11 protein-coding genes and 1 other annotated feature are annotated in these 16,261 nt (G+C 54.8%); of the genes, 3 read left to right on the top strand and 8 right to left on the bottom strand.

What is annotated here, in order from left to right; all coding sequences use genetic code 11:
- Window positions 1-264 precede the first annotated feature (264 nt).
- The 4 genes from AC3Y2E_RS05460 to AC3Y2E_RS05445 all read right to left on the bottom strand — a co-directional run bounded on the left by AC3Y2E_RS05460 (window position 265) and on the right by AC3Y2E_RS05445 (window position 4,636).
- A complete protein-coding gene (locus tag AC3Y2E_RS05460) occupies window positions 265-2,214 on the bottom strand; it encodes an FAD-dependent oxidoreductase (RefSeq protein ID WP_379207968.1) in 1,950 nt (649 codons plus the stop codon).
- A 251-nt stretch (window positions 2,215-2,465) separates the two neighbouring features.
- Window positions 2,466-3,563 carry a sensor histidine kinase gene (locus AC3Y2E_RS05455; RefSeq protein ID WP_379207966.1) on the bottom strand — a complete coding sequence of 366 codons (1,098 nt, stop codon included), beginning with the start codon at window positions 3,561-3,563 and terminating at the stop codon, window positions 2,466-2,468.
- Between the two features lie 37 nt (window positions 3,564-3,600).
- Window positions 3,601-4,293 carry a response regulator transcription factor gene (locus AC3Y2E_RS05450; RefSeq protein WP_379207964.1) on the bottom strand — a complete coding sequence of 231 codons (693 nt, stop codon included), beginning with the start codon at window positions 4,291-4,293 and terminating at the stop codon, window positions 3,601-3,603.
- A gap of 136 nt (window positions 4,294-4,429) precedes the next feature.
- Window positions 4,430-4,636: a hypothetical protein gene (locus AC3Y2E_RS05445; protein ID WP_190930651.1), complete on the bottom strand. Its 207-nt coding sequence runs from the start codon at window positions 4,634-4,636 to the stop codon at window positions 4,430-4,432.
- Between the two features lie 401 nt (window positions 4,637-5,037).
- On the opposite strand from AC3Y2E_RS05445, the gene AC3Y2E_RS05440 reads away from it, so the two are divergent.
- Window positions 5,038-6,594 (top strand): ABC-F family ATP-binding cassette domain-containing protein, encoded by a 1,557-nt coding sequence (locus AC3Y2E_RS05440; protein WP_379207961.1) that lies wholly within the window; start codon window positions 5,038-5,040, stop codon window positions 6,592-6,594.
- A gap of 234 nt (window positions 6,595-6,828) precedes the next feature.
- Window positions 6,829-8,340, top strand: coding sequence for a diguanylate cyclase domain-containing protein (locus tag AC3Y2E_RS05435; protein WP_379207959.1), 1,512 nt, complete (start codon window positions 6,829-6,831; stop codon window positions 8,338-8,340).
- Between the two features lie 67 nt (window positions 8,341-8,407).
- Here AC3Y2E_RS05435 and AC3Y2E_RS05430 read toward each other — a convergent pair whose 3' ends face one another.
- The 4 genes from AC3Y2E_RS05430 to AC3Y2E_RS05415 form a co-directional block, all read right to left on the bottom strand.
- Window positions 8,408-9,271 (bottom strand): tetratricopeptide repeat protein, encoded by an 864-nt coding sequence (locus AC3Y2E_RS05430; RefSeq protein WP_379207957.1) that lies wholly within the window; start codon window positions 9,269-9,271, stop codon window positions 8,408-8,410.
- Between the two features lie 39 nt (window positions 9,272-9,310).
- On the bottom strand, window positions 9,311-11,860 hold the full coding sequence (locus AC3Y2E_RS05425) for a PEP/pyruvate-binding domain-containing protein (RefSeq protein WP_379207954.1): 2,550 nt from the start codon (window positions 11,858-11,860) through the stop codon (window positions 9,311-9,313).
- A 161-nt stretch (window positions 11,861-12,021) separates the two neighbouring features.
- Window positions 12,022-13,683 (bottom strand): glutamate--tRNA ligase, encoded by a 1,662-nt coding sequence (locus AC3Y2E_RS05420; protein ID WP_379207952.1) that lies wholly within the window; start codon window positions 13,681-13,683, stop codon window positions 12,022-12,024.
- 55 nt (window positions 13,684-13,738) lie between these two features.
- Window positions 13,739-13,998, bottom strand: a binding site (T-box leader).
- A gap of 502 nt (window positions 13,999-14,500) precedes the next feature.
- Window positions 14,501-15,055 carry a helix-turn-helix domain-containing protein gene (locus tag AC3Y2E_RS05415; protein ID WP_332074461.1) on the bottom strand — a complete coding sequence of 185 codons (555 nt, stop codon included), beginning with the start codon at window positions 15,053-15,055 and terminating at the stop codon, window positions 14,501-14,503.
- Between the two features lie 152 nt (window positions 15,056-15,207).
- On the opposite strand from AC3Y2E_RS05415, the gene tdh reads away from it, so the two are divergent.
- Window positions 15,208-16,251, top strand: a complete 1,044-nt coding sequence (gene tdh, locus AC3Y2E_RS05410) for an L-threonine 3-dehydrogenase (protein ID WP_379207949.1) — start codon at window positions 15,208-15,210, stop codon at window positions 16,249-16,251.
- The last annotated feature ends 10 nt before the right edge of the window (window positions 16,252-16,261 follow it).

The following is a 16,261-nucleotide window of genomic DNA, read 5'->3' as shown; positions in this document are numbered from 1 at the left end:
ATTTGATTTCTAAGGGACATGGATGCAACTATTTGGTGAGAAATGTTACTTTTAGAGGTGGTTCGGAGTAAATAGGTGCTGTGGTGACCGTTACATTTAAAAAAACTGTATTTTAGCGAAATAGCTTCCACCATGTCCGTTAGAGTATCGTTTAGCTTAAATTCCGGGCTCATCTTCGCTTTAATACAGTGAAGAATATTATTGTGATCTATTGACAAAAACCGTCTACCGGCCAAACGCCGGTGACGGTTTTCTTTTTCGAATCTAAAAGGTAACGCCTGCCAGCGCTTCAATCGCATCCTTCAGCATCATATACGCATCACCGTCCGTTAATTTCTCCGGATTTCCGATCAGGTCGACGGTGGATGGCGATAACAGCTTCCGGTTCGCCAGTTCGTCCTGAGCCGTGTCGATCGTCGCATCGAGTCCGATTCCTTTGGCAATCGTGTAGCTGGCCTGCTGCAGCGTCAACGGTTTTTTCGCGGGCTCCTCCACGCCTTTTACAGCCTGGGCCGGATCGCCCTGGAAAGAGTCCGGGTACATGCGTCGGATGTGATGAACCTGATTCACCATGCGCTGCATATTCGACGGATTGTCGAGCAAAAACGCTTCGTTATTGTAAGAACCGACGGCAATCCCGGTATAAACGGCCGCTTTCAGCCCTGTATACGCTTTATGCTTCATATAGGGCTGGGGCTGAAGCGTATACGGCTTCAGGTCCATCCCCTGGTCGTTAAGCCGTTTTTGAAGTTCGGCGATCAGCGGTTTCGACTCGGCCATGCCGCGGAACGTAACTCCGTGCTCGACCGCCAGTTTAACCGCAGCACCCGCCGCTTCGCCTGCGGCCATGCCGGTAGGAATCACGCGCGCGCTTCCGTGCGCCAGCGTGTCGTAACTGGCCGAGCGGCCTACGACCAGCAGACCGTCTACGTTTGGCGGAACGATGCTGCGGAAGGGGACGGCGTATTTGAGCGGATGTACGACGACCGCACCGTTGTCCGACACCGAGGTTCTTTGAATATCCGCAGGGTAAGAACCGAACGCGATCCGGTCCCATTGATCGCGGTTTTCCAGCAAGTCGATCACGCTTAGCCGGTACAGACCGTTCATATGCCGCGTCTCGCGGACGTACAGCTCGGGGGCGATCGCATCGAGCTCGGCATGCTTGAACTCTTCGAACGTCTGCAGAAATTTTACTACGTTCGGAACTTCCTCACGGGCAATCTCCAGCGCTTCTTTTCTCGATTCCGGGTTTATTCCGTCAATTCCGAAAATTTGCAGCGCATTGATCAGAATCGTACCGTCGAGTTGTCTGCCGATATTCAAGCCGCGCATTTTCGTCTGTTCTTTATTTAGGGGCACATACTTTTTCATCTCGTTGCCGTAGCCCCATGCCGACATGTCGCTGACTCCGGTATTGCTGTCGCCGTCCCCGTTCAGCCGTTTGGCGATCAGATCCCAAGCTTTGTCGTCGATATGGTTCAGCCGGAATACGGCGGTCACGGCCATCCGCGAATCGGGATCGCCCAGATCCTCGCGTCCGATCGTAAAAGGAACTCCCGCCGCAGCGGCGATATCCGCATCTTGCGTAGCGTCGATAACCGCCTTCGAGCGAACCTCCTGCTTCGTTCCATCGGTTCCCGTGATCGTGACGCCCTCGATCCGGACCGTTCCGCCTTCCTTGGCAACGATCGGCTCCACGTCGGCCACCTTCATATCCAGATCGATGCGGCTCTCGGCCCGGACCATATCATAGAACGCATTGGCAGCCGTCGTCACATCGAAGGAATGGCCCTCCGTTTTTTTATACCATTCGGTAAATATCCCTTTGTTGAAATGATCTCTTCCTTTACCCGGGATCGAAGCCGCGGTGTTGTCCCAGTTCATATCGATGCTGTTCAGCCAGCCGACCGTCATCAGTCCGCCCAGCACGTCGCGGCCGTAGCTGTCGACAAGCAGCGTATTCAGTCCGCTTCGCGCCGCAGAGACGGCTGCGCTGATCCCTTCCGGGTCTGTACCGACGACAATCAAGTCGTAGCTGTCTTTCCTTTTTTCCACGGAATGCACTTTTACCGGTTCTCTTTTTACATCATTCGCATCGTCCGCCCCTCCTGCCCGTGCCGGATCTTTCCCCTTGCTGTAGTAGATCCCTGCGGCTCCTCCGAGGAATACGACCAGCAGTATCGCTGCGATAATCAACCCTTTGCGTGACATGTAGCACCTCGCCGTTATCATTAGAATTTCGGTAATTACGTAAAAAGCGATTTACTCCTTTCCTCGATGTATGCTGACCAGTATAGCGGACAAAGTTTAACCGTTTTTGTTCGGCCGCTTATCGGTCGCTTAAGGGATTCTTAATAAAAATTAAGATGTTCGCATAGCCCGAAGGCGACTTTCCCGGTGCCAAACGACCTTTTTTGGCGCAAAAAAAAGAAGACCGTCCTGCGGTCTTCCGTCTAATCTGCTTATGATCCGGATCGATCCAGAGGGAAGCCCGTTTCGAACACAGTCTCTCTCCGTCCGCTGCGTGCGGATAAACGTCCGCCGTGCAGCTCGATTATGCTTTTGGTAATCGCCAGCCCAAGACCTGTCCCTCCGGTTTGCGACGATCTGGAAGCATCCGCACGATAAAACCGTTCAAAAATATAAGGCAAATCCCGCTCGGGAATCGGCTCGCCGTAATTGACAATTTCCACGACCGCTTCGCCGTCCGTTTTGCCGATCAGGATATCGACAAATTTCCCTTTGCTCCCGTAACGAATCGCGTTCGAGATTAAATTTTCATAGGCGCGCATCAACTGATGGCCGTCCGCTTGAATATATACGTGGTCCTCTTCGGTAACGAGCCGGCTGGACATACCCGCTTTCGTCAGCGCCGGGATGAACTCCTCCGCCAACTGCTTCAGGAAACCGATCAGATTCACCCGTTTCAGCTCCAGCTCCATCCCTCCGCCGCTCAGGGACGTATATTCGAACAGGTGATCGATCAGCCGTTTTAAGGTTTTGGTTTTCTCGTAGGCGATGCTCGTATAATACCGCAGTTCCACCTCGTCCTTGTAGCGGTCGTTCTCGATCGTCTCCAGATAGCCGAGCACCGACGTAAGCGGTGTGCGCAAGTCGTGAGATACCCCGGTGATCAGCTCGCTTTTCGTCCGTTCCGCATCTCGCTCTTCTTCGATCGATTTCCGCAGCTTTTCCGTCATCTGGTTGAAATGATCCGCGACCGCCCCCATCTCGTCCGACGATTTGGTGACGATTTTATAGTCAAGGTTGCCTTTAGCTATTTCCTGAAGCCCGCGGGTAATCTCATCGAGATAACCGATGCTTTTGCGGCTGAACAGAAAGAAGAAGACCAGGAATAGGATCGCGCCCACGACAACCATAACCGGAGCGGAGCCGATCTCGCGGACAACCCACCCGATCGGAGCGGCGAACGGCTTCACGTAGACCAGAACCAGGAGCAGCCGGTAAGCGATCAGCACGGTCGCGGCCGCAAGCGCTGCGCTGAGCATGAAGGCAAACATAAATTTCCAGCGAACCGTATAAATAAACTTGGTTTTCATAACCGTCCCGCTCCAGTCTGACCGCAATCCCGTGCGTTCATTCGATCTTGTATCCGATTCCCCATACCGTCTTGATATAGTGAGGGCTGCTCGGGTCGCGTTCGATTTTTTCCCTGATTTTGCGGATATGCACCATGACCGTATTGTTCGATTCGTAAAAAGGTTCGTTCCACACCGTCTCGTAAATTTGCTCCATGCTCAGCACATGGCCGCGATTTTTGGCGAGAACGTGAAGGATCGCGAATTCGCGCGGCGTTAAGCGAACCTCCTGCTGATCAACCGTCACCTTATGCGTGAGCACCTGAATCTCGAGTCCGTCGATAACGATTTCGTTGTCGTTGTTCCTGTAGGCGGCCGTAAGCTGCCGGTACCGGCGCAGCTGCGATTTGACCCGGGCCATCATCTCGAGCGGGCTGAACGGCTTAACGACGTAATCGTCGGCCCCGATGCTGAGCCCCATAATTTTGTCGATCTCCTGGCCTTTGGCCGACAGCATAATAATCGGCATTTGCCGTTTCTCTCTTATTTTCATGCACGCCTCAATGCCGTCCATCCGGGGCATCATTACATCGAGAATGATCAGATCGACGTCGTTCGCGTTCAGCAGCTCCAGAGCCTCCACCCCGTCACTTGCCGTAAGCAGGTTGAAGCCTTCATTTTTCAAATACAGTTCCAGCAGACCCATAATCTCTTTCTCGTCGTCCACAAGCAAAATCGTTCCGCCCCGCATACGCACCCTCCCGCAACCCATCTCCACAAAGTAAAGCTCCGCTTCGTAACCGGCCGCAAAAAAACGAAAAGCTCTCTCCCGGTTCGGAGAAAGCCCCCATCTCTCTTGTAAACCGCTCTCTGCTACCATGTCAGACTTACCCCACATACCACCAAATAAAGGCGAGCACAGCCGCGATCGTGGCAACTGCGTAAATCAGCGTCAGTCTTAACGTATTTTTACCGATCTTTTTATCGTAATCGGGATTCCCTTCGACGTTTTGCTTGGACAAACCGATCAGCACTGTTGCGACGGCGGCAAACCCAATCAGCGCAATCAGCGCTACAACGATTCCTATATTCACCTTGTACCGCCTCCGTTTTTTCCTGTTCGAACTACCCTTATTGTATCGCGTAAGCCCGGAATGTAAAGCGCGGGGGAAGAAATATTTTGTGAACCGCGGCGGCAGCGCCGGTTTGGCGGCAAGATGGGCTCAGACACCGAAACCTCTTTTTCAGTTATAGTTTCCGGTTGAGTTTCGGTTCATGCTCGGACTATAATAAGAAAAGCTTATAATCGATGTATTGCCACGATGAATGACCCTGCGTAAGAGGTAGCTTTTCTTGCGAGCAGAAAGTGTTAAGCTTCGCTGAAACATAAGACTTTCTTACTCTAAAAGAAAAGCTTATAATCGATGTATTTACCACGATGAATGACCCTGTGTAAGACTCCCATCCCCTACTACTATAATGAAAAAGGTGCACAATGAGTATACTGACTGTCAAAAATTTAAGCCACGGCTTCGGCGACCGCGCCATCTTCCGCGACGTGTCGTTCCGGCTGCTCAAGGGCGAACATATCGGATTGATCGGCGCTAACGGCGAGGGCAAATCGACATTCATGAATATTATTACCGGGAAGCTGCAACCGGATCAAGGCAAGGTCGAATGGGCCAAGCGGGTCCGCGTCGGTTACTTGGACCAGCACTCCGTGCTTCAAAAAGGGCTCACCATCCGGGATGTGCTCAAGACGGCATTCGCCTACTTGTTCGAGATGGAAGCGGAAATGAACGGCATGTACGAAAAGATGGGCGAAGCGACACCCGAGGAGCTCGAGAAGATGCTTGAGGATGTCGGCACGATCCAGGACGCGCTCACCAATCACGATTTTTATATGATCGACGCGAAGGTCGAAGAGATTGCTCGCGGCCTCGGTCTGGAGGATATCGGTCTGGAGAAAGACGTTCACGACCTCAGCGGCGGGCAACGGACCAAAGTGCTGCTCGCGAAGCTGCTGCTCGAAAAGCCGGACATCTTGCTGCTCGACGAGCCTACGAACTATTTGGACGAGCAGCATATCGAGTGGCTCAAGCGGTATTTGCAAGAATACGAGAACGCCTTTATTCTAATCTCTCACGACATTCCGTTCCTGAACAGCGTCATCAACCTGATTTACCATATGGAAAATCAGGAGCTCAGCCGCTACGTCGGCGATTACTATGTCTTCCAGCAGCAGCACGAAGCGAAGCAATTGCAGCTGGAGTCGGCCTACAAAAAGCAGCAGCAGGAGATCGCCGATCTGAAAGATTTCGTAGCCCGCAACAAAGCCCGGGTATCGACCCGCAACATGGCGATGTCGCGCCAGAAGAAGCTGGACAAGATGGACGTCATCGAGCTCGCCAAGGAGAAGCCGAAACCGGAATTCCGCTTCAAGGACGCCAGAGCGTCCGGCAAACTGGTCGTCGAGACGAAAGGTCTAGTCATCGGCTATGACGAACCGCTGTCGCGGCCGCTGGATCTGCGCGTGGAACGCGGCCAGAAGATCGCCCTCGTCGGCTCGAACGGCATCGGGAAAACGACGCTGCTGCGCAGCATTCTCGGCGAGATCCATCCGCTCGGCGGATCGGTGGAGCTTGGAGAGCATCTGTATATCGGCTACTTCGAGCAGGAGATGAAGGGATCGGGCAGCACGACCTGCATCGACGAGGTATGGAACGAATTTCCTTCGTTCTCGCAATTCGAAGTCCGCGCGGCGCTCGCCAAATGCGGTCTGACGACGAAACATATCGAGAGCCGGATCGACGTGCTGAGCGGCGGCGAGAAAGCTAAAGTCCGGCTATGCAAGCTGATCAACAAAGAGACGAACCTGCTCGTGCTCGACGAGCCGACGAACCATCTCGATGTCGATGCCAAGGATGAGTTGAAGCGCGCGCTGCAAGCTTACAAAGGAACCATCCTGCTAATCTCTCACGAACCGGAATTTTACCGCGACGTCGCGACCGAGGTTTGGAACTGCGAATCATGGACGACGAAGCTGCTGTAACGGATAAGCGTCCCGGTCCGCCTCGATGGCGGCCCGGAACGCTTTTTTTCGCTTGCTCCGCAGGCAGAACCGCTGAACGATGCAATCCAGAAAGTCAACCCTAATTCGAGCGCCGCAATTATCGGGCCGTTCCCCCGGATTTCGGCGTCCGGACGTAGAGGTAATTGTCAACTCATGTGGAATATATATCCTTATTCGACGCGCGACATCTGGGCTTGTGACGGAGGTATTTCTGTGAAATCTCGGTTTAGGATGAAATTGACGGTCGTGATGATCATTTTCGCGATGGCGCTGTCCGTCGCGATCGCCCTGATGGATCATTATCGTCTGAAAGATCAAGCCCGTCTGGGCAAAGCGGAGCAAGTCCGGAAAAGCGAGCAAACCGTCAAGTACGCGCTGGAATCGATGGAGAAAGCGTATTACGTGCTCGGCGAGAATATAGCCGCCAAGATGCGGGAAAGCACCGTTTATTTGCTGAACCAATATGAGAACGCTCCGTCCGTAAGCAGTTGGGATCTGGAAGCGCTGAAGAAAGAGCTTACCTACGACATCCACATTATCGACGAGAACGATGTAATCGTCTACAGCAGCCTGCGGGACGAAGTCGGACTGGACTTTAAAGCTTGCTGCGGCAAGCTGGCCGCCATTTTGAAGGAGCGGCGGAGCACCGGCGAATTTTATCATGACGGAATCGATATCGAGCAAAACACCGGCATTTTAAAAAAATACAGCTATATGGCGACACCCGACAAAAGGTATATATTTCAGCTCGGCTACACACTGCAGGACAGTATGATCTACCAGCATTTCAACTTCTTCCAGGCGATCAACGAGCTCGTAGCCCAGGACGATTCTTTTTACGAGATCAACGTGCTGAATATGGGCGGCCACGCTTTGGGCGAGCTGGCCGACGCCAGCAAGCTGTCGGGTTCGCGGAGGGACGCGTTCGAGAAAACGTTCACAACCGGACAAACGAGCGAATTTCGCGGCGACTGGGAAGGGCTGCCGGCGATCTACCGTTATGTGAACTACGACTCCAAGTACGACAGCGGTTCCACGCAGACGAAAGTGCTCGAAATGATTTACAACGACAAAGACTTGCAGGCTTTCCTGCAGGAAAACCGGAGGACGTTCATCGTCCAGCTGATCGCCGTCCTGTTCGTAACGGTCGTTCTGGCCCTTATTATCTCCAGATGGGTGGCCAGGCCGATGCATCTCGCTTTTCACGACAGCTTGACCGGCTTGCACAACCGCGCGGCTTTCGAGGAGCTGCTCGAATCGATGCTGGCGGATAACAGAGATACGCTCGCCCTGCTTATGATCGACTTGGATAATTTCAAATCGGTTAACGACGATTACGGTCACGATGCCGGCGATCTGCTGCTGAAGCGGGTCGCCCACAGCATCCGCTCCGTCCTTCGCAAAGGAGATGCCGCCGTGCGGCTTGGCGGCGACGAATTCGTCATCCTTATGCCTTCGGCGAGCAAGGAGGAAGCGGAACATACGGCGGTACAGCTGATTGAAGCGGTCCGAGGACCGCTCAAGCGGCACTCTCCGCTTGAGAAAGCGAGCATCTCGGTCAGTATCGGCATATCGCTGGCCCCCCATGACGGCATCGACGTCGAGACGTTATGCAAGCGGGCCGATACGGCGCTTTACGTATCGAAGGAGCTCGGCAAAAATCGGTACAGCTTCTATTCCTGGCAGGCGGCCGACCGCCGTCAGAACGCGGCAAGGCCGCTATAGAAAGGCTCGCCCCCCATGCAAGGTGGTGCGTTCCTGTTTCCATAGCGGCCGGCCGTCTGCGGCGCTCCTATCGGTCGTCGTCCCGGACAGGTTCCGGTTCTGTCTCCGATTCCGGCTCAACCTCTTGCTCCAACTGTTTCGCCAGAGTTTCGATCTGGTCCTTCGTTACCGTCGTAATCAACGCAAGCTCCTTATGCTTCGCATAGCCGATCTGCTCGGCCGCCTCTTCAAGACGTCCCAGCTTCTGAAGCGTCAACGCATAATAGTAGTAAGACTCCGCATGCTTCGGAGACTTGTCCACCGCTTTGGCGTACATCTCGGCCGCTTCCTCGTATCGGCTGAGCAAATAATACGTTTGCGCCAAATTATCGAGGATCGTCACATCGCCGTCGTTGTACTCGTACGCCTCCAGGTTGAAGCGGAGCGCATCATCCAACTCGCCGCGCAGCAGCTTGAAATAACCCAAATTTCCGTACACCGTCGTGTTTTTAAATGTTTCGTACACGGTCTCAAGCAGGTCGTGCGCTTCGTCTTGCTTGCCCTGCAGCCAGTACACGGTCGCCAGATTCACTTGAGCCTGCAGCCGGATCTCGTTCGAAAGCTGGCCGGACAACACCTCGTTTAACACCCGCTCCGCTTGATCCGTCTCTCCCGCCTTCGCCAGCAGGAAGCCGTAGCCGGCGATATGCTGGGGATGATACGGCTTGGTCTGGTACGCTTTCTCCAGCTTGGCGAGCGCCGTCTTCATATCGCCCTTCATATACGCTACATTACCCTGCTGCGCATAGATCGCGGAACGGCTCTTGTAGATCCAGAACGCGAGCAGCAGCACAAGCACCCCGATCCCCGCACCGATGTGAAACTTAAACGCGGCGATGATGACGACCGCAACGAGGGCCAGCTTGATCAACCCTTGTACAATTGGCGGCATTGTATACTCTCCCCTTCTCCTCTTTGTTTCTTACAGCCTCTATCTGCACAGCAGCTTCTGCGTCACAATATCCGAGAATAGCTCCATTCCCGCCGTCCGCGCGATATGGATGACGTCCGACAGCGCCGCGCTTTGCGGAGACAGCTCGGACAGGGCATTGTCCAGCCGAAGGACGTGCTGCGGATCATACGCAACGTCCGGCTGCCCGTCGAATAATGCCGCATAAAATATCCCCGACTCGACCAAGTCCTGAAAAAAGTGACTGCCGTACGACAGCTCGGGCATAAATCCGGCTTCGACCGAAGACGTCTCGACGATAACGGACATATGGCACAGCTCGGAAAAATGAACCGGCACCCCGAGCGACGGCGTCGTCGTTCCCCATCGGCCCGGGCCGATCAGCATCGCATGCCGATGCTTCAGAATCGCGTTAACGTACCCGATATGCCGGGCGACCTCGTATTTTCCCTGTTCGCTGCGGTCCAGATACGCCTGCGGATGGACATAAACGACATAATCGATCGGCAGCCGGACGTTGCCGCCCATAAAGTTTCCTTTGGACGAGAAGAAGCAATCGTCCCCGTCGGTCAGCTCCGGCATATGGACCGATTTGCCCAGCCCTCTCGTCTGCAGCGGACGGCATTGCAGCACATTCACTTTGAACCGGCGGTCTTTCGTAAAGTTGGCTGTAAACTCGATATCGACCGGATAATCGTACACGCCCGACAATAAAGCGAGCAGCTCCTTCATCAGGCCGGGAAACCCGGTCCCTGTAAGCAGGCTGTCGAAATCGAGAATATCCGGCGTCTTGTACCCGGTGTAGCCGAGCTCGCTCAGACGAAGCGCCGTCTCGTAGTCCGGCGAGGCGAACAGCGCTTTGTCCACCTTCAGATCGTAAGGAAGAACGTCCTCCAGCCGTTTGGTCGACAGCGTGTTTTGTTTCAAGGCAATGACATCTACGTAGTGCTGGGAATATTTCCGGTAGTCTTCGGCCAGGCTGAGCGGCTTGCGCTGCGGGTTATCGAGCGATACGATTTTCGCGTAGTCCCCGACCGTCCGGTCCACCGCCCTCGTCCCCAGTCCGAACACCAGACGAAGCATGCCCGCGTCCATATCCATGCTTTTATCCCACACGTACAGATTGGAGGAATTGCCGACGCCCGCGAGATGCGGAAAAAACAAATCGTTGTAATGGTCGCCGGATACCCGCTGGACCAGAATCGCCATCTGCTCGTCCTGCTCGAACAGTCCCCGGTTCAGCCGGTATTGCAGCGCATCCTCGTTCATCGTGCTGGCGTATACGGTGCGGATCGCTTGCTCGAACGCTTCGTACCGCTCTTCCGGCGTGCCTTGATTGGCGCAAAATACGCTGTCGTACTTGCCGGCGAACGCATTGCCGAAGTTATCTTCGAGCAGCGAACTGGACCGTACGATAATCGGCGATTGCCCGAAATATTCCAGCAGTTGGACGAATTTCTCCTGAATGTTCTCCGGAAATGTGCCGCACAGAAGCTTTTCCTGTAACTCGGGTGCGTAGCGGAAATAACCTTCCTTCGTTTTCTGCTTCGTCCGCAGCTTCCACCAGCCGTTCTGCACGATGTACGTATAGTACACGTCCGCCCCCAGATAATACGAGTCATGAGGCTCCATGTACGGAGCGAATCGCTCGCCGCCTTCGCGCTCCAAGATTTTTCTGGCGATCAGCATCCCGACGCTTTTCCCTCCGATAAAACCGGTCCCGACTTCCCTAGAGGCGATCGCCAAAATATCCTCCAGTGTAAAATACCGGTCGCACAGCTCGAACATCCGCGATTCGTGGCCGATCAGCATCGCCATCAGCATCCGCTTGGCCGCCTCCTGACGCTCGGGCGGTTGCGACAGCTCCTCTCTCGCCTTGTGGAACAGGACGTCCCAATAGTCCAGCCGCTCCCCGCCGCGCTGGATGCTGGAGAACAGCTCGGCCGACTCCGCGCTCGCCGTAATGCACTCCGCTTCCTGTCCCCGTATGCGGTGCGGGAAAAACATCGTGGGCGAATACCGGTTCCACACTTTCAGAGGATGAATATAGTAGTTGTCGCCTACCCGGTACAAATCGAGCAGCAGCTGCGTCGTCTCCCGGATGCTCGCGATCGTGCTGTACGTATGCACGTTGCGGACGATGGCAAAATAAGCGATTGTATCAAGCTCGTACAGAAACGGGCACGACACCTTAAAAAAGTTGCCGATCATCAGATCGGAATGCCAGTATTGCAGCAGATCGGTCAAGCAGTCGAACACGTAAAACGCTTTGCGGCCTTCCTGCTCGATCAGGCTGTGAACCGCCGTCGCAAAGCTCTCGAACCCTTTCTCCGCATCGACCGGATAGACCGTAATGGCCGGATCGGCTTCAAGCACCGGTTCGTGGCTGCCGAAACGGACGTATACGAGCTTCCGGTTATCGAGCTTCGACTGACGGACGTACGGCTCGACCATCTTCCTGTAGTCAGATACGGAATCGACCTGCCATACGACGTTGTCGCCCAGCCGTAGCTTGTCGATCGCCTGATCGAAGCCCGTTATCCCCGTGCTTGCCTTGTCGCGAATGTCCATGCGCGCCCCTCCGTGCCTTCGGTCGGCGTTTTTTTAACCACAATCCGTTAATAAAATCATACCACATGTGCCTCCGGACAGCGAAAAAGCTAACCGGCGACACTCGCGGGAGGAAGCGCGCCATCCGCAATTAACCCTTTCGCCGCCTTTCTTTTCCGGCCTTATCCCTGCACAAACCGGCTCAGTCTGCCGCGCACCCGCTCCTCCCCCATCACGTTCATCACATCGTACAGATCCGGGGCGTTCAGCCTGCCTGACAAGGCCGATCGCAGGACGGCGGCGACATCTCCGACACTCCCTTTGTAAGCTTCCGGATGTTTCTTATACGCTTTCGTATCTTGGGCGAAGCCGAACGCTTCGGCGATCTCCTTCACCTTGCCGAACCAGGCGTCCCGGTCGTCCCGCGGATCGTAACGGTTCAGAAACTCTTCTGCGATTCCTTTCGCGGTCATACCATCGACCGACGGCGGCAGCGGGTATCCGCCGGACGTTGCGTCCTCAAACCAGCCGTCATGGAAAAACGCGACAGAGCTTCTTACGTCTCCCCACTTGGCCATATCTTTGCGCGGCTTCTCCAGCGTTCTTCCGATGCGGAAGATATTCAGCGCATAATCCTTATTCTCGCCCAGCCAGCCGTACAGTTCCGGGTCGTACACTTCCGCCCAACCCGACGTCTCTGCGTAGACGGACTCCGCACTTAATTTCGCGATCACTTCCTTGCTAATATCGTTCAGCTTATCCATGTCGAACAAAGCGCCGCTGGCGTTCATTTTGTTCGTATCGATCGCAAACCGGGTGTACGGCTCCGCCGGGTGGTCCATCCGCCACTGCTCGTAGTGCGAATTGATCAGCGTCATGAAATATTCATTAATCGCCAGACTCGGATATCCTTGGCTCCGGTAATAATTAGCCGTGGCGTCCCGGTCTTTGCGCTTGCTGAACTTCCGCTTCGACATTCCGTCCATCTTCATGATCGGCGCGATATGGCCGTATTCCGGCCGCGGGAATCCCAGCACCTCGAACAGCTGCAGATGAATCGGCACCGAGGACAACCATTCATCTCCGCGGAAAACGTGGGTCGTCCCCATCAGCCGGTCATCGATCGCATGGGCGAAATGATACGTCGGGATACCGTCCGATTTCAGCAGAACGATATCGTGATCGTTCTCGGGCATCTCGATCGGGCCTTTGACCAGATCCATGTAGCTGACCCGGTTCGCGGGCGATCCCGGCGATTTCAGCCGGATCACATACGGCTTGCCCGCCGCCAGCTCCTCCTTCGCCTGCTCCGGAGTCAGGAAGCGGTGAACGGCCCATTCGCCGTAATAACCGGGCGTCACTTTCTGCTCCTGCTGCTTGTCGCGGATCGTCTGAAGCTCCTCCTCCGTGCAGAAGCAAGGGTACGCTAGTCCTTGCCGGACCAGCTGCTTCACCCATACGTGGTACAGCGGCACTCTCGAGCTTTGGCGGTACGGGCCGTACGCGCCGGTTTCCTCGCCGGAGGCGGCAGGCCCCTCATCGATCGCGATACCGAACGCGGCCAGCGACTCGATCATATCGGCCATGCTGCCCTCGACCTCGCGCTTCTTGTCCGTATCTTCGATCCGCAAGTAAAAGACGCCGCCGCTGCTTCGCGCCAGCCGCTCCGAGATCATCGTGGCGTACAGCCCCCCGATCGTCAGAAAACCGGTCGGGCTCGGGGCGAACCTCGTCACTTTCGCGCCCTGCGGCAAACTTCTCGGCGGATATAACGCAAGCATATCCTCGGGGGTTCGGGTAACGTTCGGAAACAACAAATCGGCGAGCTCGTTTAAAGTCGTCATCCAGGTTCATCCTTTCGCAATAGTTGAAATGAAAAACAAAAAAAGCCCTCATCCTCATAAGGACGAAAGGCTTTGGCTTCCGCGGTACCACCTAATTTGGCCGTAAAACGACCCGCTTAAAGTACGGCTGCCCTGCTGCATCGCTGCATGGCGCCGACATCGATTCTGTAACGGGAACTCCCGCCGGACGTACTCCGCTTGCTTTCGGCCCGGTACTCGGAGGCTTCTTTCATCAATTCCGGATGCCTACGTCTCACCCCAGTAGGCTCTCTGCGATCCGGTCGGCTGATTACTGTTCCTCTTCATCGCGTCTCTTCATATAAGGCTGGATTCGGGTTGCAATTTCATTATCGTACAAAATATCATATCCCCGTATCTCTAGTCAAGGGAGTGCCCCATCCAAGCAACCGTTTCTCTTACGCTGATCGTTTTGTCCGTTCACTCCGGTTTAGCCGATATACGTTTCTTCGTTATAACCGGTCATGCCGCGGCGTTCAAGTGCATCAGCCATCGATTGCGATTTTTCAACAGATACGATTCCATTCTCTTCTCCTCTTCCATTTGGATGATTCTGGTACTCATAGAGACGATGGATGTCGTTGTAAAGTTGCAGCGGATGGAAAAAAACGGGTGTCGGCCCGCGGAAAGCCGGAGGATCGGGATGTGCTGGAGTATGAAGGAGATTCGAATCGAACGGGCAAGTTCCTGCTCAAATGCAGGAGCACTTCCTTACCATAGATATACATCGTCCAATCGGGAGCGCACCGACTCCAGCTCGAAACCATCGCCATTGATCCGGGGAGCCTGCTTCTCCTTATCAGAACGGATAACGAATAATCACCTGAAGCCAGGCCGGACGGTCCGACCGATTGACGTAAATATGTCCCTGGTCGGCATTAAACCGGACGGCATCTCCCTGCTCGACCGCATACACTTCATCCCCGATATGCAAATCCAGCGCCCCCTGCGTCACGATGACGAATTCCTCCACGCCTTCTTGGTGAGGCTCGGATTGATGGCTGCAGCCCGGTTCGACGGTAACGGTATATACTTCGAAATGCGTTTTCGCATCAAATGGAAACAGCGGATACGCCTTGTACCCTTCCGCTTCCTCCGTAATCGGCTCCAATTCGGCGAAACGGACCAGCGTTACCTGCGATGTCTCTTCTGCAATCAGTGTCGTCACCGAGATGCGCAGGCCGTTGGCGATTTTCCACAGCAGGGAGATCGTCGGGTTGGAGTCGCCCCGCTCCACCTGGGCCAGCATCGCTTTGCTCACTCCGGTCAGCTCCGCCAATTTATCCAGACTGAGATCCCGCGACTTGCGGATCGATTTTAAGTTTTTGCCTACTTTAATCGGAATATGGTCCATTGGATACGGTCTCCTTTTTTTCAGAATAATCGTATATTATATTGTACAAAATAATTAATATATTGAAAAGATCATTGCTTGCCAAACGCGAACCATGTATACTATAACATACACAAGTGCGTTATATTATATCTACTTTTGGAGGAATGGACATGGGGGCAACTATGCAGGCATTAGTGAAGGAGAATCGCGCCTCCGGGTTAAGCTTGAAGCAGGTTCCGATTCCGACGGCGGGTCCGGACGAAGTGTTGATTAAAGTCCGATCCTCTTCCATATGCGGAACGGACCTTCATATTTACAAATGGGACGCTTGGGCGGAAAGCGCTGTCGCGACGCCGAATGTGATCGGCCATGAATTTGCCGGGATCGTGGAGGCCGTCGGCGAGAACGTGTCGAGCGTAAAGCCGGGCGACCACGTATCGGCAGAAGGCCATGTCGTGTGCGGCGTATGCCGCGTCTGCCGCAGCGGTAATGCGCACGTCTGTCCGAATACGCGCAGCTTCGGCATTACGATTCCGGGCTGCTTCGCGGAATATGCCGTCGTGCCTGCGTCCAATATCGTACTTAACGATCCGCGCCTGCCCTTTGAGCTGGCTTGTCTGCAAGATCCGTTAGGAAACGCGGTGCAATCGGTAATGGTTGGTGAAACTTCCGGCAAAAGCGTAGCCGTCGTCGGCGCGGGGCCCATCGGTTTGATGGCGGTGGCCGTAGCCAAAGCGTGCGGGGCGTCTCAAGTCATCGCGGCGGATATTAACGACTTCCGGCTGCATATGGCGAAAACGATGGGAGCGGATCACGTCGTGAACAGCCGCACGGAATCGCTGGCGGACCGGTTGAAAGCGTTAACCGGGGGCGAAGGCGTCGAGGTGCTTCTGGAAATGTCCGGCCATCCCGATGCCATCCGTCAAGGGCTGGAAGGTACGGCCAATGCCGGCCGGGTCTCCCTGCTCGGCATACCGGCGTCCGGCGTGGAGCTGGATTTGGCCCGGAACATCATCTTCAAAGGGCTCCGGCTGGACGGCATCACCGGCCGCCGGATGTATACGACCTGGTACCAGGTCAAGGGGCTGCTGGAAAGCGGCCGGCTCGACTTGTCGCCGCTTATCACGCATCGGTTCCGCCTGGAGCAGTACGAGGAAGCGTTCGAGCTCGTCCGCAGCGGCAACTGCGGCAAAGTCATCTTTATGCATGCCTAACCGATTTCTA

The organism is Paenibacillus sp. MAH-35 (genome assembly GCF_058135425.1).
This window is presented reverse-complemented; position numbering and strand designations above follow the sequence as displayed.

Coding starts and splice junctions, on each gene's coding strand:
- AC3Y2E_RS05460 (WP_379207968.1), bottom strand. CDS start 2,214: ATGTCACGCAAAGGGTTGATTATCGCAGCGATACTGCTGGTCGTATTC.
- AC3Y2E_RS05455 (WP_379207966.1), bottom strand. CDS start 3,563: ATGAAAACCAAGTTTATTTATACGGTTCGCTGGAAATTTATGTTTGCC.
- AC3Y2E_RS05450 (WP_379207964.1), bottom strand. CDS start 4,293: ATGCGGGGCGGAACGATTTTGCTTGTGGACGACGAGAAAGAGATTATG.
- AC3Y2E_RS05440 (WP_379207961.1), top strand. CDS start 5,038: ATGAGTATACTGACTGTCAAAAATTTAAGCCACGGCTTCGGCGACCGC.
- AC3Y2E_RS05430 (WP_379207957.1), bottom strand. CDS start 9,271: ATGCCGCCAATTGTACAAGGGTTGATCAAGCTGGCCCTCGTTGCGGTC.
- AC3Y2E_RS05425 (WP_379207954.1), bottom strand. CDS start 11,860: ATGGACATTCGCGACAAGGCAAGCACGGGGATAACGGGCTTCGATCAG.
- AC3Y2E_RS05420 (WP_379207952.1), bottom strand. CDS start 13,683: ATGACGACTTTAAACGAGCTCGCCGATTTGTTGTTTCCGAACGTTACC.
- AC3Y2E_RS05415 (WP_332074461.1), bottom strand. CDS start 15,055: ATGGACCATATTCCGATTAAAGTAGGCAAAAACTTAAAATCGATCCGC.
- tdh (WP_379207949.1), top strand. CDS start 15,208: ATGGGGGCAACTATGCAGGCATTAGTGAAGGAGAATCGCGCCTCCGGG.